The sequence below is a fragment of the Thermus thermophilus HB8 genome, assembly GCF_000091545.1.
GTDB lineage: Bacteria > Deinococcota > Deinococci > Deinococcales > Thermaceae > Thermus > Thermus thermophilus.
Genome location: NC_006461.1, coordinates 228,741 through 251,696 on the forward strand (window position 1 = coordinate 228,741; position 22,956 = coordinate 251,696).

Genomic DNA, 22,956 nt, shown 5'->3' on the forward strand with positions numbered 1-22,956 from the left:
AAAGGTGCCCAGGGCCAGAAGGAGAAGGGCCAAGGTCATGGACGCCTCCTTTCGCCAAATCCCTCTCCAAGGAGCCCGGTGACCCCTGCCAGGAAGAGGCCCCAGGCCGTCTGGCCCAGGAGGTGGAAGCCCAGGGCCACCCCGCCCGCCAGCAGGGCCACGGGGTTCTTCAGGTGGGGCAGGGCCAGGAGGAAGAAAAGGGCGGGAAGGGCGAAGGAAAGGGCCTCCCCCAAACCCGGGAAGGCCAAGAGCCCCTGGGCCCCCAAGACCCCGAGGGCGGTGCCCAGGTTCCAGGAGAGGTAGGCCCCGAGGCCCAAGCCCAGGAAGTAGCCCCGCCTTTCCCCTGGGGGAAGGCCCGGGAGGGCCCTCAAAGCCACGGCGAAGACCTCATCGGTGAGGAAGAAGGCCTCTAGGGGACCTCCCCTCAGGTAGGGCCTCAGGGCGGGGCCGTAGAAGGCGTGGCGCAGGTTGAGGAGAAGCCCCAAAAGGGCCGCCAACAAGGGCGGGACCCCCTGGGCCAAAAGCCCCACCAGGGCGAACTGGCTGGCCCCGGCGAAGACCAGGAGAGAGGTGAGCTGGACCCAAAGGGGGCTGAGCCCCGCCTGCGCCCCCAAAGCGCCGAAGGCCACGGCCACGGGGAAATACCCCAAGGCGACGGGCCAAGCTGCCCCTAGCCCCCGCTTCATTTGGGCCTCCTCAGGAGGAAGAGGTGGGTGCCCCCGTCCCAAGAACCGCGGCCATGGGTGGCAAACAAACGGTGGTGGTGCTCCAGCTCAAAGCCCACGGCAAAGGTCAGCTCCAAAAAACGGCGGGGATAGGTCTTGGTCTCCACCTCGTAGTCCAGCCCGGCCAGAAGGGCCTGGAGCTCCAGCCGCGCAAAGGTAGCGAAGGCATCGGAACGCGTTTCAAGGTCTTGCAGAGCCTCCTCGGCCAAGGCCCTAAGGCCTCGGGACTCTCCTTGCAAGGCTAGCAGGCGTAAAGCCCAAAGGGCCTCCGTTTCCTCCAAGGGAAAGGGGAGCAGGTAGGCCGTGTGGTGAAGCACCAGGTTCCGGGCCCGCTCCTCTCGGGTGGTGAAGGGACGCAAAAACTCGTCCGCCACCGCCAAAAGGCCCCCAGGGCGCAGGAGCCGGTAAGCCTTCTCTAAGAAGCGCCACGTGGACATGTGGTGGCTGGCCCCCACGCAGACGATCAGGGGAAAGGTTTCCTCCGGATCCAAAAGGGTGAAATCCTCAGGCAACACCTCCACGCCTGGGATCAACTGGGCCAGGGCTTGCCTCGAGGCCGGACTGGGTTCCACCGCCACCGGCTCCAAATGGGGCAACAGCTCCAAGAGCAGGAGAAGGTGATGCCCAGGCCCCGTGCCCACGTCCAAAAACCTTCCCCTCTCCAGGCCCACGGCCTGCAACCCATAGGCCAGAAAAAGGGGCTGCCTGGCGTAGCCGGGATGGAGGAGTTCCACCCGGGCGTAGAGGTCCACCGAGATGCGACTTTCCCAATCCTCTTCCTTTGAAGAGCCCACAGGAGACCGCGCGGTTTGGACGAGAAGGGGGGCCGGGTCGGCCACTTCCCCCTTAAGGAGCAACCCCTCCCAAGCCAGGGTGCGTAGGAGGAGGCTGGGGCTTTGCCCATGGGACCTCAGATCTTCTTTAGGGGCATGGAGGAGGGCCAAGGCCTCGCCCAAAAGCCCCTGGGCCTCGAGGCGGGGTAAGGGGGCCAAAGGGAGGCTAAAGAGGTAGGTGCGGTTTGCGCCCCAACGAACAAAAACCCCTTCCTGGAACCCCGGCGCAAGCCAGCGGCCTTCCAAGGCCAGACCCCCCACCCCTAGGCTCACCTCCCGCAGGGCCAAGGAGGCCTTCTCCGGGCTACCGGCCTCCCCTTGCGGCCGGGGAGGCAGTGGGTAGTGCAGGAAAACCAGGAGGCTCGCCCCCTCCTCGCTGGCGTACACATGGGGTTCATCCCCAGCGAACTCCACCTCTTCCCCCGGCCCCACCTCCCTGCCTGGAGGCGGTCCCACCCTGGCCTTCCCCCTTAGGAAGCCACCCCTTCTGGCTTGCTCCGGGTAAGGGCCGGGGAAAAGGGCCTCAGCGGATCTCCACCCCGCCCCAGCGCTCCAAAAGCCTCAGGGCCTCCACGTGGTCCGCATCCGGGCCCAGCTCCCGCTTGGCCATCTCGTAGACCTCCCGGGCGAGGCGGAGGAGGGGGCTTGGGGCCTTCTCCCCGTCCAAAACCCCCATGGCGATCCCCAGGTCCTTCACCAATAGCCCCAAGGCGAAGGTCTTGGGGAAGGCCCGGGTGAGGACCCTTTGGGGAATGAGGTTCTCCGTGGCGTTGGAGCGGCCCGAGGAGGCGTTGATGACCTCGAGGGCCTTCTCCGCGGAAACCCCCTGCTTCACCAGGGCCAAAAGCCCCTCCCCCGCCGCCCAGAGGTTCACGGCGAGGAGGGCGTTGTTGATGGCCTTCACCGCATGCCCCGCCCCCACGGGGCCCACGTGGACCACCTTCTTGGCGTAGGCGAGAAAGGGCCTGACCCGCTCCACCGCCTCCTCGGGCCCCCCCAGCATCACCGTGAGGGTCCCCGCCTCCGCCCCCGAGGTGCCCCCGGAGACGGGGGCGTCCAGGTAGGTGACGCCCTTCTCCCGTAGCCTCTCCGCAAGCCTGCGGCTCGCCTCCGGCTCCCCGCTCGTGGCGTCCACCCAGTAGGTGCCCTCCCTGAGGTAGGGGTAGAGGGCCTCGGCCACCTCGTAGACCTCCCGGGTGGTGGGAAGGCAGGTGAAGATCACCCGGGCCTCGGCCACCCTCTCCAGGGGCACGGCCTCGGAGCCGAACTCCTCCTGGTGCCTCAGGGCCTTTTCAAAGGTGCGGTTCCAGACCAGGGTGGGGAAACGCCGCGCCAGGTGCCCCGCCATGGGGTAGCCCATGGCCCCAAGACCGATGAAGGCCACCTTTTCCATGGCTTTTTTTTACCAGAGGCGAAGCCCCTTGGCGAGGCCCCTTAGGAGAAGGAGGAAAAGGAGGCTGAACCCCATGGCCACGCCCAAGAAGACGAAGAACCCCACCCCGAAAGTCCCGCCCAAGACCATCTGCCTCAGCCATAGCCCCGCGGGGAAGGCGAAGAGCCAGGTGAGGAGGAGGTTTTTCCAGGTGGGCCTCCTGTAGGTGCCGAGGAAGGGAGCAAGGAGGAGCCAGACGAAGAGGACGGGGAGGACGTTCCGGGCGAGGCCCCCCAAGGAGAGGGGAAGCCCGTGGGAAAGGAGGCCCACCCCGGCGAAGAGGAGGAGGGCGAGGAGGTCCAGGAGGAAAAGGGCCGTCTTTCGGCTCATCTTTGGGTGGCCTCCAGGAAGACCCGGTCCGCCCGGTAGGAGCTCCGCACCAAGGGCCCGGCGAAGACCTCCCTAAAGCCCAGCTCGTACCCCCAGGCCTCGTACCGCTTGAAGTCCTCGGGGGGAACGTAGCGGGCCACGGGGAGGTGGGCAGGGGTGGGCCTCAGGTACTGGCCCAAGGTGAGGATGTCCACCCCCGCGGCCCTGAGGTCCCGCATGGCCTCGAGGATCTCCTCCTCCGTCTCCCCCAGGCCCAGCATGAGGCTAGACTTGGTGAGGATGTCGGGCCGGACCTTCTTGGCGTGGGCGAGAACCTTCAGGGTCTGCTCGTACCCCGCCCGGGGGTCGCGGACCTTGGGGGTGAGGCGGCGCACCGTCTCCAGGTTCTGGGCGTAGACCTCGGGGTTCGCGGCGAGGACCGTCTCCACGGCCTTCAGGTCCCCCTGGAAGTCAGGGGTCAGGGCCTCCACCAAGACCCCGGGGGCCCTCTCCTTGATGGCCCGGATGGTGGCGGCGAAGTGGGAGGCGCCGCCATCCGGAAGGTCATCCCGGTCCACGCTGGTCAAGACCACGTACCGCACCCCCATGCGGGCGATGGCCTCGGCCACCCTCCTTGGTTCCTCCGGGTCCACGAGGCCCTTGGGGTTCCCGGTGTGGACGGCGCAGAACTTGCAGGCCCGGGTGCAGATATCCCCCAGGATCATCACCGTCAGGGTCCCGTGGGTCCAGCACTCCCCGATGTTGGGGCAGAGGGCCTCCTGGCAGACGGTGTGGAGCCTAAGCTCCCGCACCATGGCCTTCAGGGCCTGGTATCTGGGCCCGGTGGGCAAAGGGGCCTTGATCCAGGCGGGCTTGTTCCGGTCCACGGGCTCGGGCCGGGCCTGGGCCAGGCCCCGCTTCACCACCTTGAGCTCAACGACCTCCCCCGTGGGGGAGAGGAGCTCCACCGTCTCAAACTTAGGCTTCATGGACACTCCCCTCTACGGGCCTCAGGCCGAAGACCTCGGCGAAGGCCGCCACCACCCTGGCCTTGGCCTCCTCCATGGGGACCTTCCGGCCCAAAAGCTTCTCCAAGGAGGTGACCCCCTTTCCCTTGAGGCCGCAGGGGACGATGACGGTGAAGTCGTTGAGGTCGGTGTTGACGTTCAGGGCGAAGCCGTGGAAGCTCACCCCCTCCTTCACCGCCACGCCGATGGCGCAGAGCTTGTCCTCCCCCACCCAGACTCCGGCGTAGCCCGGGGTGGGGTAGGCGGAGATCCCGTAGCCCGCGGCCACCCGGACGATGGCCTCCTCAATCTGCCTTAAAAAGCGGCGCACCTCCCGGCCCACGGGGAAGATGGGGTAGCCCACCAGCTGCCCGGGGCCGTGGTAGGTCACGTCCCCGCCCCGCTCCACCCAGTAGAGCTCAAACCCGTTCTCCCGGTACCAGCTCTCGGGGAAGAGCAGGTTCTCCCCCGTGGCCTTCCGGCCTAAGGTGATGACCCTGGGGTGCTCCAGGAGGAGGAGGGTGGGGGGGCGGTTTCCCGCCACCACCTCCCGGTGCACCCGCTTCTGGTACGCCCAGGCCTCCCCGTAAGGCACCAAGCCGAGGTCCTCCACCAGGAACTCCACGCCCTAAGGATACGCCGCCCAGGCCCCCGTGTCCAAAGGCCGGGGCACAAAGCCCCTAAGCGCCCGCCTTGGCTTCGCAACATGGGAGACCCTGGCTAGCCCTTTTGGGGCCCCCGCCGAGGCCAAAGCCTCGGCGGGGTATTTAGCCGAGGAACCGGGCCACGAGCCGGTCCCGTAAGGGGGCAGGAAAGAGCCTGAGGAGGAGGGTTTCCCGGGCCCGGGCCGGGTGGGCCACCAGGTAGCGGGCCCTGGGGTTTGGGCTTTCCAGGGCCTTGAGCACGGCCTCCGCCACCCTCTCCGGGGGAAGGCCCCTCTTGGCGCTCCGTTCCGCCACGCGCCGCGCCACCTCCAGGTAGCGGCCATACACCCCCTCGGTCCCGGGGGGCGGGGGTTCCAGGTAGCCCTCGGCCCGCCTTAAGGAGCGCTCCCAGATGGGGGTGGCCACGGAGCCGGGCTCTATGAGGACCACCCTGACCCCGAAGGGAAGGAGCTCCACCCTGAGGGCGTCCGCCAGGGCCTCGAGGGCGAACTTGCTCGCGGCGTAGGGCCCCATGAGGGGGAGGGCCACCAGGCCGGAGACGGAGCCCATGAGGACCACCCGGCCCCGGGAGGCCCTGAGGAGGGGTAAAAAGGCCTTCACCGTGGCGAAGGCCCCGAGGACGTTCACCTCCAAGGCCTCCCGGAAGGCGGAAAGAGGAACGAGCTCTAAAGGCCCCGCCACGGCAATGCCGGCGTTCACCACCAGGCCCCAAAGGCCCTCCCCCACCAGGCGCTCCCTGGCCCGGAGGAGGTCCTCCTCCCGGGTCACATCCAGAAGGAGGGGGACCACCCCCTCCTGGGCCAAGCGCGCCGCGTCCTCCTCCCGGCGCACGCCCCCGTAGACCCGGTACCCCTTGGCCGTGAGCAACCGGGCCGTGGCCAGGCCGATGCCGCTCCCCGCCCCCGTGACCAGGACCGCCCTTGCCATTTGAACCCAGTTTACCTCCCACCCCAAGGGTCGGCCCCCACTTCCTCGCCAAGGACAACCCCCCGCCCCAAGGGGGGCGGGGAGGGGCCTAAGGGGTTTGCCCCTACTCCTGGGCCACCACGCTCACCTTGAGCTGGATGGGGACCTCGGGGTGGGGCTTGTAGGTGAGGACGTACTCCCCAAGCTCCTTGATGGGCTTTTCCAGCGCCAGGCGCTTGGGGTCAATGGTGACGCCGTGCTGGCGGGAAAGGGCCTCGGCGATGTCCTTGGCGGTGACGGAGCCGTAGATCTTGGTCTCCCCCGCCCGCACCGGGATGGTGAGGGTGAGGTTCTCCAGGATCTCCTTAAGCCGCTCCGCCTCGGCCTTCCGCTCCGCCAGGCGCTTGGCCTGGGCGCGGATCCGGGCCTCGAGGGCCTTGAGGTTGCTCTCCGTGGCCAAGACGGCGAGGCCCCGGGGCAGGAGGTAGTTCCTGGCGTACCCCGGCTTCACGTCCACCACCTGGCCCACGTCGCCCAGGTTCTCCAGGGGTTCTAGGAGGATGACCTTCACCGTTCACCCCCTACTTCCGCACCAGCTTCTCCGTGAAGGGCAGGAGCCCTAGGATCCTCGCCCGCTTGATGGTCTTGGCCAGGATCCTCTGCTCCTTGGCGGAAAGCCCCGTGCGGCGGCGGGGAAGGATCTTCCCCGTCTCCGACAGGAACCGCTTGAGCACCTCCACGTTCCGGTAGTCCCTGAGGTCAAACTCCCCCAGGGTGGCCTTGACCTTAGCCTTGCGGGACGGGCGCCTCTGCGCCTCCTTCTTGGGTTTCGCGTTCTTCGTGCTCAAAACGGCAACTCCTCCTCCGGCGGAAAGTCTTCCAAGCCTTCGTCAATGTCCACCCCACCCGTCTGGACTTCGCGGGACCTGCTTCCGCCGGCCTGGGCAGGTCCACGGGTGGGGCGCTCCAGCCTGAGGGCCTCCACACGGGTCTGGAAGCGCCGCTCGCCGCTGGAGCTGGTCCAGGAGTCGTTCACCAACCTGCCGATCACGAAAAGGCCGTCGCCCTTCCTCAGCTCGGCGGCCCACTCCGCCAGGTCGCGCCAGGCCTGAACCTCCACGAAGTGGGTGCGCTCCTCCGCCCCCTGGCGGCGCTCGTTCACCGCCAGGCCCAGCCGGGCCACCGCGGTGCCCTGGGGGGTGTAGCGGAGTTCCGGGTCCCGGGTCAGGTTGCCCATGAGGAAGACCTGGTTCAGGGCGGCGCGGAGCCTGGGCTGGCCCCGGCTGTCCTCCGCCCGCTCCTTCCCCCGGTCGTCCAGGGGGTCCAGGAAGTCGGCCCGGATCTGGAGCTCGCTCCGCCTCTCCCCCTCCCTTTCCCACTGGCGGTACTCCAGGCGGCCCTCCACGAAGACGAGCTGCCCTTGGTCCAAGAGGTCGCCCCACATCTCCGCCTGGCGGCCTAAGAGCCTCACCCGGTGGTACCAGGACACCTCCCGCTCCCCCCCGTTATCGGAAAGGAGCAGGTCCTGACCGGCGAGGGTCAGGTCCAAAATGGCGAGCCCCGCCGGAGTGTAGCGCATGTCCGGCCGGGTGGCGAGGGCGCCGATTAGGAAAACGCGGTTCAGGCCTCGAGCCATGTCAACAGTTTACGCGTTGGCGAGGAAGGGCTCCTGGGACTTCACCACCATGACCCGGCGCACGTTGTCCCGGATGCGGAGCTCCCGGGCCAGGTCGTTCACCCGGTCCTCGGGCATCTCCACCTGGTACCAGAGGAAGTAGCCCTGGGGGTCCTTGGCGATGGGGTAGGCCAGGCGGCGGAGCCCCAGCTCCTCCACCTTCTCCACGCGGGCGCCGTAGTTCTCCAAAGCCCGCTGGATGATCTCCTTCTCCAGGGCGAGCTGGCTCTGGTCCAGGTTGGGGTTCAGGACGATGTTCACCTCGTACCTGCGCATCTTCACCTCCCTTCCGGGCCCGGCAGGCCGCACAGGGCCAGATTATACCCCGCCTCCCCCCGGAAAAAAAAGACCCAGGGGGGCCTAGGCCCCCCTTTCTGGCTCCGCGGGCAGGACTCGAACCTGCGACCTACCGGTTAACAGCCGGCTGCTCTACCTGCTGAGCTACCGCGGACCGCACCGCAACGCCCACTATACCAACCCCCCCGTGGCCCCGTCAAGCGCTTTGGGGGCGGCCCAGGGCCGCCCCCAAAACCCCCCTTCCCTCTAGGAGTGGGGGTTGATGCGCACGCTGGGGCCCATGGTGGTGGTCACGTAGACGGAGCGGAGGAAGGTGCCCTTGGCCCCTTCCGGCTTGTGGGCCTCGAGGGCGCGGATGAAGGCCCGGATGTTGTCCGCAAGCTTCTCCGGCGGGAAGCTCGCCTTGCCCACGGGGGCGTGGATGGCCCCGGTCTTGTCGTTGCGGAACTCAATCCGCCCCGCCTTGATCTCCCGGATGATCTCGCCGATGTTGAACCCCACGGTCCCCGCCTTGGGGTTGGGGAGGAGGCCCCGGGGCCCCAGGATCCGGCCGAGTTTAGAGCCCACGGCCCCCATCACGTCGGGGGTGGCCACCACGGCGTCAAAGTCCATCCAGCCGTCCAGGATCTTCTGGATGATCTCCTCGCCGCCCACGTAGTCCGCCCCCGCCTCCTCGGCCTCCTTGATCTTCTCCCCCTTGGCGATGGCCAAGACCCGCACCTGCTTGCCGAGGCCGTGGGGAAGGGAGACGGTGCCGCGCACGTTCTGGTCGGAGCGGCGGGGGTCAATGCCGAGCTTGGCGTGGACCTCCACCGTCTCGTCAAACTTGGCGGTGGCGAGCTCCTTCACAAGACGGGCGGCCTCGTCAATGGTGTAGACCTTGTTGGGGTCCACCTTCTCCAGGAGGGCCCGGTAACGCTTGCCGTGCTTAGGCATCCTTCACCTCCGGAGCGCCCACCACCTCCACACCCATGGACCGGGCCGAGCCCGCGATCATCCGGGCGGCGGCCTCGAGGTCGGTGGTGTTCAGGTCGGGCATCTTCTGCTTGGCGATCTCCAGGACCTGCTCCCAGGTGATCCGGCCCACCTTCTCCCGGCCGGGCTTGTGGGCCCCCTTCTCCAAGCCCGCGGCCTTGCGGATCAGGTAGCTCGCGGGCGGGGTCTTGGTGACGAAGGTGAAGGAGCGGTCCGCGTAGATGGTGATCTCCACGGGGACGATGGCGTCCCCCATGTTGGCCGTGGCCGCGTTGAAGGCCTTGACGAACTCCATGATGTTGGCCCCGTGCTGGCCCAAAGCCGGGCCCACCGGGGGCGCGGGCGTGGCCTTGCCCGCGGGCAGCTGAAGTTTGACCACCGCAACAACTTTCTTCATTTTTCCCTCCTAGGCTCCCCCCAAGTTAGGGGTGCAAACGCCTCTAGGCCTTGACCACCTGGGAGAAGTCCAGCTCCACAGGGGTCTCGCGCCCGAAGATGGTGACCATGACCTTGACCTTGCCCCGCTCGGGGTTGATCTCGGTCACGGTGCCCGTGAAGTCGGCGAAGGGGCCGGAGACAACCCGGACCTGGTCCCCCTCGCGGAAGGCCACCTGGGCCTTGGGGGCCTCCTTCTTCCCGAGAAGCCCGGAGACCTCGAGGATGTGCCGCACCTCGTCGGGAGAAAGGGGAACGGGACGCATCCCCGCCCCGACGAAGCCCGTGATGCCGGGCGTGCCGCGCACCACCTCCCAGGCCTCGTTGGGCTCCTCCTCGTCCCCCAGGTCCATCTGGATGAAGAGGTAGCCCGGGAAGAGCTTCTTCCGGACCACCTCCTTCTTGCCCCCCTCGCGGAGCTCCACCACCTCCTCGGTGGGGATCAGGACCTGAAAGATCTTGTCCTGAAGGCCGAAGGCCTTGATGCGCTTCTCCAGGTTGGCCTTGGCCTTCTCCTCCTGCCCCACCAGGGTGTGGACCGCGTACCACTCTATGCTCATCGCAGAAGCCCTATCAGGAAGCGGAAGACCGTGTCGTAAAGCCCGAGGATCACCATGAAGGCCAAGGTGAAGAGGAGGATGGCCTGCGTGCCCTCCACGACCTGCTCCCGCGTGGGCCAGGTGACCCGGGCGAGCTCGGCCCGCGCTTCCTGGAAGTAACGGATCAGCCGGGCGAACATCAGATCTTCACTTCCCGGTGCACGGTGTGCTTCCTACACCACGGGCAGTACTTGCGCAGCTCCAGCTTGTTGGGGGTGTTGCGCTTGTTCTTCTCCGTGGCGTAGTTGCGGCGCTTGCACTCCGTGCACTCCAAGAGGAGTTTTATCCGGACCTCGCTGGCCATCTCGGCACCTCGGGAGGGGGGAGGCTAGCCTCCCCCCTCTTGGCTTACTCCAGGATCTTGGTGACGACGCCGGCGCCCACGGTCCGCCCACCCTCACGGATGGCAAACCGCAAACCCTCCTCCAGCGCCACCGGCTTGATCAGCTCCACCGTAAACGTCACGTTGTCCCCAGGCATCACCATCTCCACGCCCGGAGGCAACTGCACCACCCCCGTCACGTCCGTCGTCCGAAAGTAAAACTGCGGACGGTACCCCGAAAAAAACCCCGTGTGCCGTCCACCCTCCTCCTTCTTCAACACGTACACCGAGGCCTCAAACTTCGTGTGCGGCGTAATGCTCCCAGGCTTCGCCAGCACCTGCCCCCGCTCCACCTCCTCCCGGCTCACACCCCGCAGGAGCACCCCCACATTGTCCCCAGCAATCCCCTCCTGCAAGGTCTTCCGGTGCATCTCCACACCCGTCACCACCGTCTTCCGCGTCTCCGGAGCAAGGCCCACAATCTCCACCTCGTCCCCAACCTTCACCTTGCCCCGCTCAATCCGACCCGTGGCCACCGTCCCACGACCCGTGATCGTAAACACGTCCTCCACCGGCATCAAGAACGGCTTGTCCACGTCCCGCACCGGCGTGGGAATGTACTCGTCAATCGCGTCCAACAGCTCCCAAATCTTGTCCACCCACTCGTTCTCCCCACGCCTCGTCTTCGGGTTCCTGTGCATCTGCTCAAGCGCCAAAAGCGCACTCCCCCGAATCACCGGAACCTCGTCCCCAGGAAACTCGTACTGGTTCAAAAGGTCCCGCACCTCCATCTCCACCAGGTCCAGCAACTCGGGGTCGTCCACCATGTCCACCTTGTTCATGAACACCACAATGTACGGCACCCCCACCTGCCGCGCCAGCAAAATGTGCTCCCGCGTCTGCGGCATCGGCCCGTCCGCCGCCGACACCACAAGGATCGCCCCGTCCATCTGCGCGGCACCCGTGATCATGTTCTTGATGTAGTCCGCGTGCCCAGGACAGTCCACGTGGGAATAGTGCCGCTTCGCCGTCTCGTACTCCACGTGCGCCGTGTTGATCGTAATCCCCCGCGCACGCTCCTCCGGCGCCTTGTCAATGTCCCCGTAGTCCTTAACCTCTACATTCGGATTCTCCGCCGCCGTCACAAACGTCAACGCCGCCGTCAGCGTCGTCTTCCCGTGGTCCACGTGCCCAATCGTCCCCACGTTCACGTGAGGCTTCGTCCGAATAAACTCGCCCTTCGCCATCTCCGTCCTCCTTACATGCCAAAGCCGCCCTGGGTGGCTCCAGGGCAGTCAAAAAAATGGAGCTCGCGGCCGGGCTCGAACCGGCGACCTCACCCTTACCAAGGGTGTGCTCTACCTGCTGAGCTACGCGAGCTCGTGGAGCGGGAGACGGGACTCGAACCCGCGACCCTCGGCTTGGGAAGCCGATGCTCTACCAACTGAGCTACTCCCGCATGGGGTGTGCTGAGCGCACACCGCGTGGTGGGCAGGGCTGGATTCGAACCAGCGAAGGCATACGCCAACGGTTTTACAGACCGTCCCCTTTGGCCGCTCGGGCACCTGCCCACGCCCTTCTTTTGGAGCCACCCAGGGGAGTTGAACCCCCAACCCCCCGATTACAAGTCGGGTGCTCTGCCGGTTGAGCTAGGGTGGCAGGACGGGGGATGGGACCCTGTCCGAGGGTTTAGGCTAGCACACCCGCCCGAGAGTGTCAAGATAAGGGCATGCGCATCGTACCTTTTGGGGCGGCCCGGGAGGTCACGGGAAGCGCCCACCTCCTCCTCGCCGGGGGCAGGCGCGTCCTTCTGGACTGCGGGATGTTCCAAGGGAAGGAGGAGGCCAGGAACCACGCCCCCTTCGGCTTTGACCCTAAGGAGGTGGACGCCGTCCTCCTCACCCACGCCCACCTGGACCACGTGGGGCGGCTGCCCAAGCTCTTCCGCGAAGGCTACCGGGGCCCCGTTTACGCCACCCGGGCCACGGTCCTCCTCATGGAGATCGTCCTGGAGGACGCCCTCAAGGTGATGGACGAGCCCTTTTTCGGCCCCGAGGACGTGGAGGAGGCCCTGGGGCACCTCAGGCCCCTGGAGTACGGGGAGTGGCTTCGGCTCGGGGCCTTAAGCCTCGCCTTCGGCCAGGCGGGGCACCTCCCGGGAAGCGCCTTCGTGGTGGCCCAGGGGGAGGGGAGGACCCTGGTCTACAGCGGGGACCTGGGCAACCGGGAAAAGGACGTCCTCCCCGACCCCTCTCTTCCTCCGCTCGCCGACCTGGTCCTCGCGGAGGGGACCTACGGGGACCGCCCCCACCGCCCTTACCGGGAGACGGTCCGGGAGTTCCTGGAGATCCTGGAAAAAACCCTGAGCCAGGGCGGGAAGGTCCTCATCCCCACCTTCGCCGTGGAGCGGGCGCAGGAGATCCTCTACGTCCTCTACACGCACGGCCACCGCCTCCCCCGGGCGCCCATCTACCTGGACTCCCCTATGGCGGGACGGGTCCTCTCCCTTTACCCCAGGTTGGTCCGCTACTTCAGCGAGGAGGTCCAGGCCCACTTCCTCCAGGGGAAGAACCCCTTCCGCCCTGCGGGCCTCGAGGTGGTGGAGCACACCGAGGCCTCCAAGGCCCTAAACCGCGCCCCCGGCCCCATGGTGGTCCTCGCGGGAAGCGGGATGCTCGCGGGGGGGCGGATCCTCCACCACCTCAAGCACGGCCTCTCCGACCCCAGAAACGCCCTCGTTTTCGTGGGCTACCAGCCCCAGGGAGGGCTTGGGGCGGAGATCATCGCCCGCCCCCCCGCCGTGCGGATCCTGGGGGAAGAGGTGCCCTTGCGGGCGAGCGTCCACACCCTGGGCGGCTTCTCCGGCCACGCCGGGCAGGACGAGCTTCTGGACTGGCTTCAGGGCGAGCCCCGCGTGGTCCTGGTCCACGGGGAAGAGGAAAAGCTCCTCGCCCTAGGCAAGCTCCTCGCCCTCCGCGGGCAGGAGGTGAGCCTGGCGCGCTTCGGGGAGGGCGTGCCGGTGTAGGTCACGCCTGGAGCCCCTCGGGCTCCGGGTCCGACCAGGCCAGCTCCACCAGCTGGACGAGCTCCCCCACGGGGACCCCGTAGTCCCGGGCGAGCCGCGTGATCTCCCGCCCGAGGCGGCGGAGGTGGGCCAGGTGGGCCGGGTCCAGGTCCTCGGCCACGTCCATGAGCCAGCCCAAGAGGAACTGGGCCTCCTCGTCGGTGAGGCCCTCGGTGAGCCCCTCGTCTTCCCAGAAAAGCTCCCTAGGATCGCCCATCATGGCCAGCGGCGGACCTCCTCGTCTTTCCGCACCCAGCCCATCCGGCGGAGGAGGGCCTCGAGGTAAGCGGGGTCGCGGGCGGCCCGCACCTCCTCCTTAAGCCGCTCCACCTCGGCCCGGGCCCGCGCCACCTCCTCCTTAAGCGCGGCCCGCTCCCGGGCCAGCTCCCAGGCCCTGAGCCCCTCCTGGGCGAGGAGGTAGAACCCGTGCACCAGGCCGAGGAGGAAAAGGAGGCGGAGGAAGCGGTAGACGGGGCGGTCCAAGGCGCGGCCATTATACACCCGGGGGCCTTGCGGGAAAGGGCCTCGCCCTCCTCTACCACCTCCAGATCCGAAAAGCGTTGCGTTTGCACACCCGGGGTGTATACTGAAACTGGTAGGAAAGGAGGAAGGATGCCGAGGACCAAGGAGAAGGAAAGCTACCGCGCGCGGCTAAAGGCGGTGGGCCTGCGCCACACCCTTCCCCGGGAGAGGATCCTGAGCTTCCTGGACCGCAAAAACGTGCACCCCACCCCGGAGGAGCTCTACCAGGGCCTGAAGAAGCGGGGCTACGACATCGGCCTCTCCACCGTTTACCTGAACCTGCACGTCCTCAGGGAGCACGGGCTCATCTACGAGTTCAAGGACCCCAAGGGAGCCACCCGGTACGACGGCTACAACGAGCCCCACGTGCACCTGGTGTGCACCTCCTGCGGCAAGGTGGAGGACCTGCTCCTTAAGAACCTTCCCGAGCTGGACGTGAACCCCGCCATGCAGGCGGCCGCCGAGCGCACGGGCTGGGCCCTCGAGGGCTTCCGCCTGGAGTTCCGGGGGAAGTGCCCGAACTGCCAGAGGTAGCCGCCTAAGCCTGAGGCCCGGGGGGGTTCCCCGGGCCCGCGCCTTCTTTCCTTCCCCGCGGGACCTAAGCCCGCACGGGGCGGCCCTACAGGGCCTCCGCCACCTTCAGGATGGTGCGCACGCCGAAGCCCGTTCCCCCCTCGGGGCCCAGGGCGTGGGCCTTCCTGGCGAAGGCGGGCCCGGCGATGTCCAGGTGGACGAGGGGCACCTGCACGAACTCCGCCAAGAAGAGGGCGGCGGCGATGGCCCCGCCGTAGCGGTCCCCCACGTTCTTGAGGTCGGCCACCGGGCTTTTCAGCTTCTCCCGGTAGGCCTTCTCCAAGGGCATGGGCCAGACCTTCTCCCCGGCCTTTTCCGCCGCCTCCCGCACCCTCTCCCCCCAGGAGGGCTCGGTGGCGAAGAGGGCCGCCACCTCCTCCCCCAGGGCCACCACCGCGGCCCCCGTGAGGGTGGAAAGCTCCAGGATCCGCTCCGCCCCCTCCCTTTCGGCGTAGGCCAGGGCGTCGGCCAGGGTGAGGCGGCCTTCGGCGTCGGTGTTCATCACCTCCACGGTCTTGCCGGAGAGGGTCTTGAGCACGTCCCCCACCCGGTAGGCCCGCCCGGAGACCAGGTTCTCGCAGGCGGCGATGTAGCCCCTCAGCTCCACGGGAAGGCCCAAAAGGGCCGCGGCCTTGAAGGCCCCGAGCACGGCCGCCGCCCCCGCCATGTCGCTCTTCATGGTGGCCATGCTCTCCGTGGGCTTTAGGGAGTAGCCGCCGGAGTCAAAGGTGAGGCCCTTCCCCACCAGGTCCAGCCGGGCCTTAGCCCCTTCTGGGGCGTAGCGGAGGCGGATGAACCGGGGCGGGTTCTCCGAGCCCTGGGCCACGGCGAGGAAGGCCCCCATGCCGAGCTCGGCGATGGCCTTCTCGTCCAGGACCTCCACCTCCACCCCTAGGGCCCTAAGCTCCAAGGCCCGCTCCGCCAGGGCCTCGGGGGTGAGGAGGTTCGGGGGCTCGTTCACCAGGTCCCGGGCCAGGTAGACCCCTTCCGCCACCCTCCTCGCCCGCTCCAAAAGGGCCTCGGAAACGCCCGGAAGGAGGAGGGTGAGGGCCTTTTCCTCCCTTTTCGTCTTGAGCCGGTCAAAGCGGTAGGCCCCGAGGAGAAGGCCCTCGGCCAGGGCGTAGGCGTCCTCCAAAGGCTCCACCAGGGCCTCGGGAAAGGCGAGCCTCTGGAGGGCCTGGGCGAGCCTTCCCCCGCTTTCCCGGTCGTCCTCGCCCCGCCCGAAGAGGAGGACGGGGCCCTCCTCCGTGTAGAGGAGAAGGCTCTCCCCCGCCTTAAGCCCCGCCTCCTTCAGGGCCTGGCGGAGCCGCCCCTCGAAGCGGGCGTCCAGGGCCTCCCCCTGGGGGAGGAGGGCGCCTTCCTTGGCCCAGACCACCTTGAGGGGGGCCTGGCCCTCGGCCAGGCCCGTGGAAACGGCGCGCAGGGTGACCACGTCCAAGGTTTTACCACGGGGGCGTGGCAGAATGGGAGGGATGCGGTGGCTTCTTCTAGCGAAGCAACCGGCCCTCGGGGGGGCGGCGGCCCTCGAGGGGGTGATGATGAAGGCCCCCTGGGCCTGGGCCCTGGCGGTGCGCCTGCCGGACGGAAGGATCCACGTGGAACGCCACGAGGAAAGGGCCCTCACCGAGCGCTACCCCTGGACGAGGCTTCCCCTCCTCCGGGGGGTGGTGGCCCTCTTTGACGCCCTTTCCGTGAGCTACCGAGCCCTGGCGCGGAGCGCCGAGCTCGCCGGGGGCGAGGAGGTTCCCCGGGGGGCGCTTTGGGGGACGGTGGCGGTGAGTCTCCTCGTCGGGATCGCCCTTTTCATCGTCTTCCCCGGCTTTCTCGCCGGGCTTTTCGTGGACGCCGCCCGCCACCCCGCGCTCTACAACCTCCTCGCGGGCCTCCTCAAGGTGGGGATCTTGGTGGGCTACCTCCTCTTCATCCGGCGCATGCCGGAGATCCGCCGCTTCTTCATGTACCACGGGGCGGAGCACAAGGCCATCCACGCCTACGAGAAGGGGCTTCCCCTCACCGTGGAGAACGTCCTGGCCCAGCCCCGCTTCCACCCCCGGTGCGGCACCACCTTCATCGCCTTCGTCATCGTGGTCTCGGTCCTGGTCTACAGCCTCATCCCCGCCCCCGAGGTCCTCTGGTGGCGGCTCCTCGCCCGGGTGCTCTTCCTGCCCCTGGTGGCGGCCTTGGCCTATGAGCTCCTCTACTTCTCCGCCCGGCACCAGGACCCCTTCTCCCGCCTCCTCCGGGAGCTCGGCTTCCGCTTCCAGGCCCTCACCGTGGCCGAGCCCACCCCGGAGATGGTGGAGGTGGCCATCAGGAGCACCGAGGCGGCCCTAGGGGAGAGGGTGGTGGCATGAAGCGGGTTCTCGTGGCCATGTCCGGGGGGGTGGACTCCTCCGTGGCCGCCCTCCTCCTCAAGGAGGCGGGCTACGAGGTGGTGGGGGCCATGATGCGCTTCTGGCCCGACCTTCCGCCCCCGAGCCTGGAGGCGGGGAAGCCCCGGGCCTGGGAGAGCTGCTGCACCCCGGACGCCGCCTACGAGGCGAGGCGGGTGGCGGACCGCCTGGGCATCCCCTTCTACCTCCTGGACTACCGGGAGGTCTTTGAGGAGGAGATCATCTCCCCCTTCCTCCAGGACTACGCCCAGGGGCGCACCCCGAACCCCTGCGCCCGGTGCAACACCTTCGTCAAGTTCGGGGCCCTCCTCAAGCAGGCGAGAAGGCTCGGCCTGGACTACGTGGCCACGGGCCACTACGTGCGGAAGGAGGGCCTTGCCCTCCTTAGGGGCCTTGACCCCCACAAGGACCAGACCTACTTCCTCTGGGGCACCCCCAAGGAGGCCCTTCCCCACCTCCTCTTCCCCGTGGGGGGGCTCACCAAGCCCGAGGTGCGGGCCCTCGCCGAGAAGGCGGGCCTCCCCACGGCGAGGAGGCCCGAAAGCCAGAACCTCTGCTTCGTGGCCGGCGACCTCAAAGGCTTCCTCAAGGAGCGCCTGAAGCCCAGGCCTGGCCCTCTCGTGGACGCCCTCACGGGGGAGGTGGTGGGGGAGCACGAGGGGGCAAGCCTCTACACCCTGGGCCAGAGGAAGGGCCTCGGGCTTTACAAGACCCACCTGGAGCGGTACGTGGTGGGGGTGGACCCCGAGAGGAACGTGGTCTACGTGGGCCCCAAGGAGGCCTGCTACTTTGAGGGCCTGGAAGGGGAAGGCCTCAACCTCCTCGCCGAGCTTCCCGAGGAGGTGGAGGTCCAGGTGCGCTACCGCACGCCCCCCGTGCGGGCCAAGGTGGAGTCCCTAAGCCCCTTGCGCCTCCGCTTTGCCCACCCCGTCTTCGCCGTGACCCCAGGGCAGAGCGCCGTCTTCTACCGGGGGGAGAGGCTCCTTGGGGGGGCGGTGATCCGAAGGGGGCTTTACAACCTGGCGGGCCTCGAGGATCCCCGGGCCTTGACCTTCTCCTGACAAAACCCGGTCAGAGTGTAGGTGGGAGGTTAAGCGATGCGAGGCAAAGCTTGGATGCTCACGGCAGTGGCCCTGACAGGCCTAGGTCTGGCCCAGATCAGGGCGGACGGGTCCTCCACCGTCTACCCCATCACCCAAGCGGTGGCGGAGGAGTTTGTGACCCGAAACCCCCAGGTGAGGATCTCCGTGGCCTTCTCCGGCACCGGGGCGGGGTTCCAGAAGTTCTGCCGGGGGGAGACGGACGTCCAAAACGCCAGCCGGCCCATCCGCAAGTCGGAGCTGGAGGCCTGCCAGAAGGCGGGAATCCAGTTCATTGAGATCCCCGTGGCCTACGATGCCCTCTCCATCCTGGTGAACCGGCAGAACACCTGGGCCCAGTGCCTGACCACCGCCCAGCTCAAGTCCATCTGGGAGCCCAACGCCAAGGTGAACTACTGGAAGGACCTGAACCCCGCCTGGCCCAACCGCCGCATCGTCCTCTTCGGGGCGGGCACGGACTCTGGCACCTTTGACTACTTCACCGAGGCCATCATGGGCCGGGCTGGTTCCATCCGCAAGGACTACTTCCCCTCCGAGGACGACAACGTGATCATGCGGGGGGTCACGGGCAACCCCTACGCCATGGCCTTCGTGGGCTTCGCCTACTACGAGGAAAACAAGGACAAGGTAAAGGCCGTGGCCATTGACCACGGCAAGGGGTGCGTCCTGCCCTCCCGGGAGACGGTCCTGGACGGCACCTACCAGCCCCTTTCCCGGCCCCTCTTCATCTACGTGAACGTAAAGAGCCTGGACCGGCCCGAGGTGCAGGCCTTCGTGGACTTCTACCTCTCCCCCGCCGCCCGGCGGGCCATCCGCTCCACGGGGTACGTGGAGCTGCCCGACGAGGCCTACCGCATCGGCCAGGGCCTGGTGGCCCGCAAGAAGACGGGGAGCTTCTTCACGGACCTGCCCCCTGGCACCCCCCTGGCCAAGTTCATTGAGGAGCTGCGGAAGGAAGTGCAGTAGCCCCGCTGACCCCTGGGGGTGGNGNAGTTTCCCCCACCCCCTTAGAATGGGAAAGGCATGGAGATCCTGAAGCAAAGGCCCTCGAGGAACCCCAAGGAGGTGCTCACCTTCGCCCTCCTGGTCTTCCTCTCCTCCATCACCCTCCTCACCACCCTGGGGGTGATCCTGAGCCTGGTAGGGGACGTGGCCCAGTTCTTCCGCCGGGTGCCCCTCACGGAGTTCCTCTTCGCCCCCGAGTGGACCCCCCTCTTCGCCGACCCCCGCTACGGCATCAGCCCCCTCATCGCCGGGACCTTCCTGGTCACCCTCATCGCCCTCCTGGTGGCCGTGCCCCTGGGCCTGGCCCTGGCCATCTACCTCTCGGAGTACGCCTCCGGGGCCGCCCGGGCCCGCATCAAGGGCACCCTGGAGCTCTTTGAGGGCATCCCCACCGTGGTCTTCGGCTACTTCGCCCTGCTCTTCGTCACCCCCCTGCTGCAACGGGTCATCCCTGACCTGAACATCTTCAACCCCCTCTCCGCCGGGCTGGTGATGGGCTTCGCCATCATCCCCTACATCTCCAACGTGGCCGCCGACGCCATGGAGTCCGTGCCCCGCTCCATCCGCGAAGCCGCCTACGCCCTGGGGGCCAGGCCCTACGAGGTGGCCCTGCGGGTGGTCTTCCCCGCGGCCATCTCGGGCATCATCGCCGCCATCATCCTGGCCACCAGCCGGGCCATCGGCGAGACCATGATCGTGGCCATCGCCGCCGGCCAGCGGCCCATCCTCACCCTGGACCCGCGGGAGACCATCGCCACCATGACCAGCTACATCGTCCAGGCGGCCACCGGGGACCAGCCCACGGGCTCCACCGCCTACTACGCCCTCTTCGCCGTGGGCTTCACCCTCTTCCTCCTGACCCTCTTCCTCAACATCCTGGCCCAGTACGTGGTGGAACGCTACCGGGAGCGATATGAATAGGACCCTATCCTCCCCTTCCCCCGAAGCCTTCGGCACCGACCCCTGGAAGACCCGCATTGACCGGACCTTCGCCCGGGCCCTGGTCCTGCCCCTGGTGCTGGCCATCGGCCTCCTCGTCCTCCTCCTGGGGGACACCCTCTACCGAAGCGTCTCCGTGCAGGTGGTGCGGGCGGACGAGGGCCCCGGCAGGACCTACCCCTTCGGCCTCGCCGCCACGGAGGTCCTGCGGCAGGAGCTTCTGGCCCGGGGGTACACGGAGGAGGAGGCCCGCTCCCTGCTCCAAGACCCCACGGAACGGCGGGTCCTCTTCCTGCAGAACCGGGTGGAGCTCATGTGGAACACCCAGGAAGGCCCCTTCCGCTACGTGGTCACCGGCCTTAGGGACGAGCGCGTGGCCGACTTCTCCCTCCTGGAGGGCCTGAGGCGCTGGGAGGAGCTCAAGGCCGGCCTGGGGGAAGGGGAGCGGCTTGTCCTCAACCCCTGGCTGGACCAAAGCTTCCTCACCCGCACCCCCTCCCGCTCCCCCCTCACCGCGGGGATTGGGGTGGCCATCTGGGGTACGATCTGGGTCCTCTCCCTAGCCCTCCTCATCGCCATCCCCGTGGGCATCGGCACGGCCATCCTCCTGGAGGAGTACCTGCGGGAGGGCACCCTAAACCGCATCCTCGAGGTCAACCTGCGCAACCTGGCCGGGGTGCCCTCCATCGTCTACGGGCTTCTGGGCCTGGCCATCTTTGTGCGGGAGATGGGCCTGGGGCCCACCATCCTCTCCGCTGCTCTGACCCTGGGGCTTCTTGGCATCCCGGTGATCGTGGTAACCGCCCGGGAGTCCCTGCGGGCCGTGCCCGAGTCCCTGCGCCAGGCGGCCTTCGCCCTGGGGGCCACCCGGCGGCAGGTGGTCTTCCGGGTGGTGGTGCCCGCGGCCCTGCCGGGGATGGTCACCGGGGTCATCCTCTCCGCCGCCCGCCTGATCGGCGAGGCCGCCCCTCTCCTCCTGGTGGGGGCCGCCGCCTACGTGCCCTTCTACCCCACGGGGCCCCTGTCGGAGTACACGGTGATCCCCGTGCAGATCTACCTCTGGGTCTCCATGAACATCCCCGAGTTCGCCCGGGTGGCGGCAGCAGGGATATTGGTCATGCTCCTGGTGCTCTCGGGCCTCTACTTCCTGGCCCTCTACCTGAGGAACCGCTTTAGGAGGGAATGGTGAGTCTGGAAATGCTCAAGGAACACGAGACGGTGCGCACCGCGCCCGTCTCCGAGGCCGAGGCCCTGGTGGACGTGCGGGGCCTGAGCCTCTGGTACGGTAAGAAGCAGGCCCTTTACGACATCTCCGTGCGCTTCCCCCGGAACCAGGTCACGGCCATCATCGGCCCCTCGGGGTGTGGGAAAAGCACCCTCCTGCGCTCCCTCAACCGCATGAACGACCTGGTACCCGGGGTACGGGTGGAGGGGGAGGTCCTCTACGAGGGGGTGAACATCTACGACCCCCGGGTGGACCCGGTGGCGGTGCGGCGCCACATCGGCATGGTCTTCCAGAAGCCCAACCCCTTCCCCAAGACCATCTTTGAGAACGTGGCCTTCGGCCTCCGGCTCATGGGGGTGAAGGGCAGCGAGCTGGAGGACCGGGTGGTGGAGGCCTTGAAGCGGGCCGCCCTATGGGAAGAGGTCAAGGACCGCTTCAAGAAGGAAAGCGGCCTGAGGCTTTCCGGCGGCCAGCAGCAGAGGCTCTGCATCGCCCGGGCCATCGCCGTGGAGCCGCCCCTCCTCCTCATGGACGAACCCACGAGCGCCTTGGACCCCATCGCTACCCAGGCCATTGAAGACCTGATCCTAGAGCTGAAGGAGCGCTACACGGTCGTCATCGTCACGCACAACATGCAACAGGCTGCCCGGGTCTCCGACCGCACCCTTTTCATGCACCTAGGGGTCCTGGTGGAGGAAGGCCCCACCGAGGTGATCTTCACCAAGCCCAAGCACCCTTACACCGAGGCCTACATCACCGGGCGCTTCGGCTAAAATCGGCCCATGTCGCCCCTTGCCCTCCTCTTCCTCACCCTCTTCAACAGCGTCCTGGGCCTCTCCATCCTCTTCCCCATCCTGGGGCCTTTGGGCAGGGCGCTGGGCCTCACCGAGGTCCAGGTGGGCCTCTTCTCCACGGGCTACGCCCTCATGCAGTTCCTCCTTTCCCCCTACTGGGGCAGGCGGAGCGAACGGGGCCGGAAGCCCGTCCTCCTCGTGGGCATCCTGGGCTTCGCGGCAAGCTTCCTCCTCTTCGGCGTCTTCGCCCTCCTGGGGGAGCGGGGCCTCGTGCCCCCGGGGCTCCTCTTTTTCCTGCTCCTCCTCGCGCGGCTTCTCGGCGGGGCCTTCAGCTCCGCCACCCTGCCCACGGCCCAGGCCTACGTGGCCGACGTTACGGGGCGGGAGAACCGCACCGCGGGGATGGCCCTCCTGGGGGCGGCCTTTGGCCTCGCGGTGATCCTAGGGCCCGCCCTGGGGGCGGGGCTTGCCGCCCTCTTCGGCCTCCTCGCCCCCGTCTTCTTCTCGGCGGGGATCGCCCTCCTAAACGCCCTTTTCGTTTACCTGGTCCTCCCCGAGTCCAGACCCCGGGGGCAGGAAGCCGGGGCGCGGCTTTCCCCCTTTGACCCCAGGGTCTTCCCCCTCCTCCTCCTCGGCCTCGCCCTCAACCTTTCCAGCGTGGCCCTGGAGCAGACCATCGCCTTCTACTTCCAGGACCGGCTTCTCCTCGGCGGGGTGGAGACGGCCCAGAAGGTGGGCCTGGCCCTGGTCTTCTACGGGGTCGTGGCCGTCTTCGTCCAGGGCGTCCTGGTGCGCAAGACCGGCTGGCCCCCGAGGGTCCTCCTCTCCCTGGGCCTGCCTCTGGGGATCCTGGGCTTCGTCCTCCTGGTCTACGCCAAGACCTTCTGGGCCCTGGCCCTGGGCCTCGCCCTCCAGGGGGTGGGGCAGGGGCTCGCCCTCCCCGGGGTCACGGCGGCCCTCTCCCTGGCCGTGGGCGAGGGGGAGCAGGGCCTGGTGGCGGGGCTCAACAGTTCCGCCCAGGCCCTGGGGAGGATGCTCGGGCCCATCGTGGGCACGGGGCTCTACCGCCTGGCCCCCGAGGGGCCCTACGTCCTCGGGGCCTCCCTCCTCCTCCTCGCCCTCCTCTTCCTTCCCGCCCTCTTCCGCCGGGCGAGGCTTTAG

General features: G+C 67.9%; 29 protein-coding genes and 5 tRNA genes. 9 read left to right on the plus strand and 25 right to left on the minus strand.

What is annotated here, in order from left to right:
• Positions 1-35 precede the first annotated feature (35 nt).
• The 22 genes from TTH_RS01230 to TTH_RS01335 all read right to left on the minus strand — a co-directional run bounded on the left by TTH_RS01230 (position 36) and on the right by TTH_RS01335 (position 11,839).
• Complete coding sequence (locus tag TTH_RS01230) at positions 36-686, minus strand: AzlC family ABC transporter permease (RefSeq protein WP_011174109.1); 651 nt, start codon at positions 684-686, stop codon at positions 36-38.
• Positions 683-1,477, minus strand: coding sequence for a class I SAM-dependent methyltransferase (locus TTH_RS11425; RefSeq protein WP_224065223.1), 795 nt, complete (start codon positions 1,475-1,477; stop codon positions 683-685). Before TTH_RS11425 ends, TTH_RS01230 begins: the two co-directional genes overlap by 4 nt.
• A 604-nt stretch (positions 1,478-2,081) precedes the next feature.
• Entirely contained in the window at positions 2,082-2,951 is an 870-nt protein-coding gene (locus TTH_RS01240) for an NAD(P)-dependent oxidoreductase (RefSeq protein ID WP_011174107.1), read from the minus strand.
• 9 nt (positions 2,952-2,960) lie between these two features.
• Positions 2,961-3,320 carry a DUF3054 domain-containing protein gene (locus tag TTH_RS01245; RefSeq protein ID WP_011227800.1) on the minus strand — a complete coding sequence of 120 codons (360 nt, stop codon included), beginning with the start codon at positions 3,318-3,320 and terminating at the stop codon, positions 2,961-2,963.
• Positions 3,317-4,288 carry a lipoyl synthase gene (gene lipA, locus TTH_RS01250; protein WP_011174105.1) on the minus strand — a complete coding sequence of 324 codons (972 nt, stop codon included), beginning with the start codon at positions 4,286-4,288 and terminating at the stop codon, positions 3,317-3,319. The genes TTH_RS01245 and lipA overlap by 4 nt, the downstream gene beginning before the upstream one ends.
• On the minus strand, positions 4,278-4,931 hold the full coding sequence (gene lipB / locus TTH_RS01255) for a lipoyl(octanoyl) transferase LipB (RefSeq protein WP_011174104.1): 654 nt from the start codon (positions 4,929-4,931) through the stop codon (positions 4,278-4,280). The genes lipA and lipB overlap by 11 nt, the downstream gene beginning before the upstream one ends.
• A 142-nt stretch (positions 4,932-5,073) precedes the next feature.
• Positions 5,074-5,898 (minus strand): SDR family oxidoreductase, encoded by an 825-nt coding sequence (locus TTH_RS01260; protein ID WP_011227801.1) that lies wholly within the window; start codon positions 5,896-5,898, stop codon positions 5,074-5,076.
• A gap of 103 nt (positions 5,899-6,001) precedes the next feature.
• Entirely contained in the window at positions 6,002-6,448 is a 447-nt protein-coding gene (gene rplI / locus TTH_RS01265; protein ID WP_011227802.1) for a 50S ribosomal protein L9, read from the minus strand.
• Between the two features lie 10 nt (positions 6,449-6,458).
• Positions 6,459-6,725, minus strand: coding sequence for a 30S ribosomal protein S18 (rpsR, locus tag TTH_RS01270; RefSeq protein WP_008630522.1), 267 nt, complete (start codon positions 6,723-6,725; stop codon positions 6,459-6,461).
• On the minus strand, positions 6,722-7,513 hold the full coding sequence (ssb, locus tag TTH_RS01275) for a single-stranded DNA-binding protein (protein WP_011227803.1): 792 nt from the start codon (positions 7,511-7,513) through the stop codon (positions 6,722-6,724). The genes rpsR and ssb overlap by 4 nt, the downstream gene beginning before the upstream one ends.
• Before the next feature lie 9 nt (positions 7,514-7,522).
• Positions 7,523-7,828, minus strand: a complete 306-nt coding sequence (gene rpsF / locus TTH_RS01280) for a 30S ribosomal protein S6 (protein ID WP_011174099.1) — start codon at positions 7,826-7,828, stop codon at positions 7,523-7,525.
• 99 nt (positions 7,829-7,927) lie between these two features.
• Positions 7,928-8,003, minus strand: a tRNA-Asn gene (locus TTH_RS01285).
• 92 nt (positions 8,004-8,095) lie between these two features.
• Positions 8,096-8,785, minus strand: a complete 690-nt coding sequence (rplA, locus tag TTH_RS01290) for a 50S ribosomal protein L1 (RefSeq protein ID WP_011227804.1) — start codon at positions 8,783-8,785, stop codon at positions 8,096-8,098.
• Complete coding sequence (gene rplK, locus TTH_RS01295; protein WP_011174097.1) at positions 8,778-9,221, minus strand: 50S ribosomal protein L11; 444 nt, start codon at positions 9,219-9,221, stop codon at positions 8,778-8,780. The genes rplA and rplK overlap by 8 nt, the downstream gene beginning before the upstream one ends.
• Positions 9,222-9,264: 43 nt before the next feature.
• The gene (gene nusG / locus TTH_RS01300; RefSeq protein ID WP_008630512.1) at positions 9,265-9,819 is read right to left on the minus strand and encodes a transcription termination/antitermination protein NusG; all 555 of its coding nucleotides are present in this window, start codon (positions 9,817-9,819) and stop codon (positions 9,265-9,267) included.
• Entirely contained in the window at positions 9,816-9,998 is a 183-nt protein-coding gene (gene secE / locus TTH_RS01305; protein WP_008630510.1) for a preprotein translocase subunit SecE, read from the minus strand. The genes nusG and secE overlap by 4 nt, the downstream gene beginning before the upstream one ends.
• Entirely contained in the window at positions 9,998-10,162 is a 165-nt protein-coding gene (gene rpmG, locus TTH_RS01310; RefSeq protein WP_008630505.1) for a 50S ribosomal protein L33, read from the minus strand. Before rpmG ends, secE begins: the two co-directional genes overlap by 1 nt.
• Positions 10,163-10,206: 44 nt before the next feature.
• The gene (gene tuf / locus TTH_RS01315; protein WP_011227805.1) at positions 10,207-11,427 is read right to left on the minus strand and encodes an elongation factor Tu; all 1,221 of its coding nucleotides are present in this window, start codon (positions 11,425-11,427) and stop codon (positions 10,207-10,209) included.
• Between the two features lie 57 nt (positions 11,428-11,484).
• Positions 11,485-11,560 (minus strand) — tRNA-Thr (locus tag TTH_RS01320).
• Between the two features lie 3 nt (positions 11,561-11,563).
• Positions 11,564-11,639: transfer RNA gene (locus tag TTH_RS01325), tRNA-Gly, on the minus strand.
• A 26-nt stretch (positions 11,640-11,665) separates the two neighbouring features.
• Positions 11,666-11,751, minus strand: a tRNA-Tyr gene (locus TTH_RS01330).
• Positions 11,752-11,763: 12 nt separating this feature from the next.
• A tRNA-Thr gene (locus TTH_RS01335) sits at positions 11,764-11,839 on the minus strand.
• Between the two features lie 70 nt (positions 11,840-11,909).
• Here TTH_RS01335 and TTH_RS01340 point away from each other — a divergent pair.
• Positions 11,910-13,205 (plus strand): MBL fold metallo-hydrolase, encoded by a 1,296-nt coding sequence (locus TTH_RS01340; protein WP_011227806.1) that lies wholly within the window; start codon positions 11,910-11,912, stop codon positions 13,203-13,205.
• Position 13,206: 1 nt separating this feature from the next.
• Here the strand turns inward: TTH_RS01340 and TTH_RS01345 are convergent, their stop codons facing one another.
• Positions 13,207-13,464 carry a hypothetical protein gene (locus TTH_RS01345; protein ID WP_011227807.1) on the minus strand — a complete coding sequence of 86 codons (258 nt, stop codon included), beginning with the start codon at positions 13,462-13,464 and terminating at the stop codon, positions 13,207-13,209.
• Positions 13,461-13,745, minus strand: coding sequence for a septum formation initiator family protein (locus TTH_RS01350; protein WP_011174094.1), 285 nt, complete (start codon positions 13,743-13,745; stop codon positions 13,461-13,463). Before TTH_RS01350 ends, TTH_RS01345 begins: the two co-directional genes overlap by 4 nt.
• Before the next feature lie 111 nt (positions 13,746-13,856).
• Here TTH_RS01350 and TTH_RS01355 point away from each other — a divergent pair, with 111 nt between their 5' ends.
• Positions 13,857-14,300, plus strand: a complete 444-nt coding sequence (locus TTH_RS01355; protein WP_011227808.1) for a Fur family transcriptional regulator — start codon at positions 13,857-13,859, stop codon at positions 14,298-14,300.
• A gap of 85 nt (positions 14,301-14,385) precedes the next feature.
• On the opposite strand, the gene TTH_RS01360 is transcribed toward TTH_RS01355, so the two are convergent.
• Entirely contained in the window at positions 14,386-15,771 is a 1,386-nt protein-coding gene (locus TTH_RS01360; protein ID WP_197525141.1) for a leucyl aminopeptidase, read from the minus strand.
• A 40-nt stretch (positions 15,772-15,811) separates the two neighbouring features.
• Here TTH_RS01360 and TTH_RS01365 point away from each other — a divergent pair, with 40 nt between their 5' ends.
• The 7 genes from TTH_RS01365 (at position 15,812) to TTH_RS01395 (ending at position 22,956) form a co-directional block, all read left to right on the plus strand.
• Entirely contained in the window at positions 15,812-16,693 is an 882-nt protein-coding gene (locus TTH_RS01365) for a DUF1385 domain-containing protein (RefSeq protein ID WP_197525142.1), read from the plus strand.
• The gene (gene mnmA / locus TTH_RS01370) at positions 16,690-17,793 is read left to right on the plus strand and encodes a tRNA 2-thiouridine(34) synthase MnmA (protein WP_011174090.1); all 1,104 of its coding nucleotides are present in this window, start codon (positions 16,690-16,692) and stop codon (positions 17,791-17,793) included. The genes TTH_RS01365 and mnmA overlap by 4 nt, the downstream gene beginning before the upstream one ends.
• Before the next feature lie 36 nt (positions 17,794-17,829).
• Positions 17,830-18,798, plus strand: a complete 969-nt coding sequence (locus TTH_RS01375; RefSeq protein WP_011227811.1) for a PstS family phosphate ABC transporter substrate-binding protein — start codon at positions 17,830-17,832, stop codon at positions 18,796-18,798.
• Between the two features lie 57 nt (positions 18,799-18,855).
• Complete coding sequence (gene pstC, locus TTH_RS01380) at positions 18,856-19,758, plus strand: phosphate ABC transporter permease subunit PstC (protein WP_011227812.1); 903 nt, start codon at positions 18,856-18,858, stop codon at positions 19,756-19,758.
• Positions 19,751-20,965, plus strand: a complete 1,215-nt coding sequence (gene pstA / locus TTH_RS01385) for a phosphate ABC transporter permease PstA (RefSeq protein ID WP_018110995.1) — start codon at positions 19,751-19,753, stop codon at positions 20,963-20,965. Before pstC ends, pstA begins: the two co-directional genes overlap by 8 nt.
• The gene (gene pstB, locus TTH_RS01390) at positions 20,959-21,774 is read left to right on the plus strand and encodes a phosphate ABC transporter ATP-binding protein PstB (RefSeq protein WP_011227814.1); all 816 of its coding nucleotides are present in this window, start codon (positions 20,959-20,961) and stop codon (positions 21,772-21,774) included. The genes pstA and pstB overlap by 7 nt, the downstream gene beginning before the upstream one ends.
• Before the next feature lie 9 nt (positions 21,775-21,783).
• Positions 21,784-22,956 carry an MFS transporter gene (locus TTH_RS01395; RefSeq protein ID WP_011227815.1) on the plus strand — a complete coding sequence of 391 codons (1,173 nt, stop codon included), beginning with the start codon at positions 21,784-21,786 and terminating at the stop codon, positions 22,954-22,956.

Bases quoted from the DNA above. Each gene is read 5' to 3' on its own strand.
- TTH_RS01230 (WP_011174109.1), bottom strand. From the start codon at position 686: ATGAAGCGGGGGCTAGGGGCAGCTTGGCCCGTCGCCTTGGGGTATTTC.
- TTH_RS01240 (WP_011174107.1), bottom strand. From the start codon at position 2,951: ATGGAAAAGGTGGCCTTCATCGGTCTTGGGGCCATGGGCTACCCCATG.
- TTH_RS01245 (WP_011227800.1), bottom strand. From the start codon at position 3,320: ATGAGCCGAAAGACGGCCCTTTTCCTCCTGGACCTCCTCGCCCTCCTC.
- lipA (WP_011174105.1), bottom strand. From the start codon at position 4,288: ATGAAGCCTAAGTTTGAGACGGTGGAGCTCCTCTCCCCCACGGGGGAG.
- TTH_RS01260 (WP_011227801.1), bottom strand. From the start codon at position 5,898: ATGGCAAGGGCGGTCCTGGTCACGGGGGCGGGGAGCGGCATCGGCCTG.
- ssb (WP_011227803.1), bottom strand. From the start codon at position 7,513: ATGGCTCGAGGCCTGAACCGCGTTTTCCTAATCGGCGCCCTCGCCACC.
- rpsF (WP_011174099.1), bottom strand. From the start codon at position 7,828: ATGCGCAGGTACGAGGTGAACATCGTCCTGAACCCCAACCTGGACCAG.
- rplA (WP_011227804.1), bottom strand. From the start codon at position 8,785: ATGCCTAAGCACGGCAAGCGTTACCGGGCCCTCCTGGAGAAGGTGGAC.
- rplK (WP_011174097.1), bottom strand. From the start codon at position 9,221: ATGAAGAAAGTTGTTGCGGTGGTCAAACTTCAGCTGCCCGCGGGCAAG.
- nusG (WP_008630512.1), bottom strand. From the start codon at position 9,819: ATGAGCATAGAGTGGTACGCGGTCCACACCCTGGTGGGGCAGGAGGAG.
- secE (WP_008630510.1), bottom strand. From the start codon at position 9,998: ATGTTCGCCCGGCTGATCCGTTACTTCCAGGAAGCGCGGGCCGAGCTC.
- rpmG (WP_008630505.1), bottom strand. From the start codon at position 10,162: ATGGCCAGCGAGGTCCGGATAAAACTCCTCTTGGAGTGCACGGAGTGC.
- tuf (WP_011227805.1), bottom strand. From the start codon at position 11,427: ATGGCGAAGGGCGAGTTTATTCGGACGAAGCCTCACGTGAACGTGGGG.
- TTH_RS01340 (WP_011227806.1), top strand. From the start codon at position 11,910: ATGCGCATCGTACCTTTTGGGGCGGCCCGGGAGGTCACGGGAAGCGCC.
- TTH_RS01345 (WP_011227807.1), bottom strand. From the start codon at position 13,464: ATGATGGGCGATCCTAGGGAGCTTTTCTGGGAAGACGAGGGGCTCACC.
- TTH_RS01355 (WP_011227808.1), top strand. From the start codon at position 13,857: ATGCCGAGGACCAAGGAGAAGGAAAGCTACCGCGCGCGGCTAAAGGCG.
- TTH_RS01365 (WP_197525142.1), top strand. From the start codon at position 15,812: ATGCGGTGGCTTCTTCTAGCGAAGCAACCGGCCCTCGGGGGGGCGGCG.
- mnmA (WP_011174090.1), top strand. From the start codon at position 16,690: ATGAAGCGGGTTCTCGTGGCCATGTCCGGGGGGGTGGACTCCTCCGTG.
- TTH_RS01375 (WP_011227811.1), top strand. From the start codon at position 17,830: ATGCGAGGCAAAGCTTGGATGCTCACGGCAGTGGCCCTGACAGGCCTA.
- pstC (WP_011227812.1), top strand. From the start codon at position 18,856: ATGGAGATCCTGAAGCAAAGGCCCTCGAGGAACCCCAAGGAGGTGCTC.
- pstA (WP_018110995.1), top strand. From the start codon at position 19,751: ATGAATAGGACCCTATCCTCCCCTTCCCCCGAAGCCTTCGGCACCGAC.
- pstB (WP_011227814.1), top strand. From the start codon at position 20,959: ATGGTGAGTCTGGAAATGCTCAAGGAACACGAGACGGTGCGCACCGCG.
- TTH_RS01395 (WP_011227815.1), top strand. From the start codon at position 21,784: ATGTCGCCCCTTGCCCTCCTCTTCCTCACCCTCTTCAACAGCGTCCTG.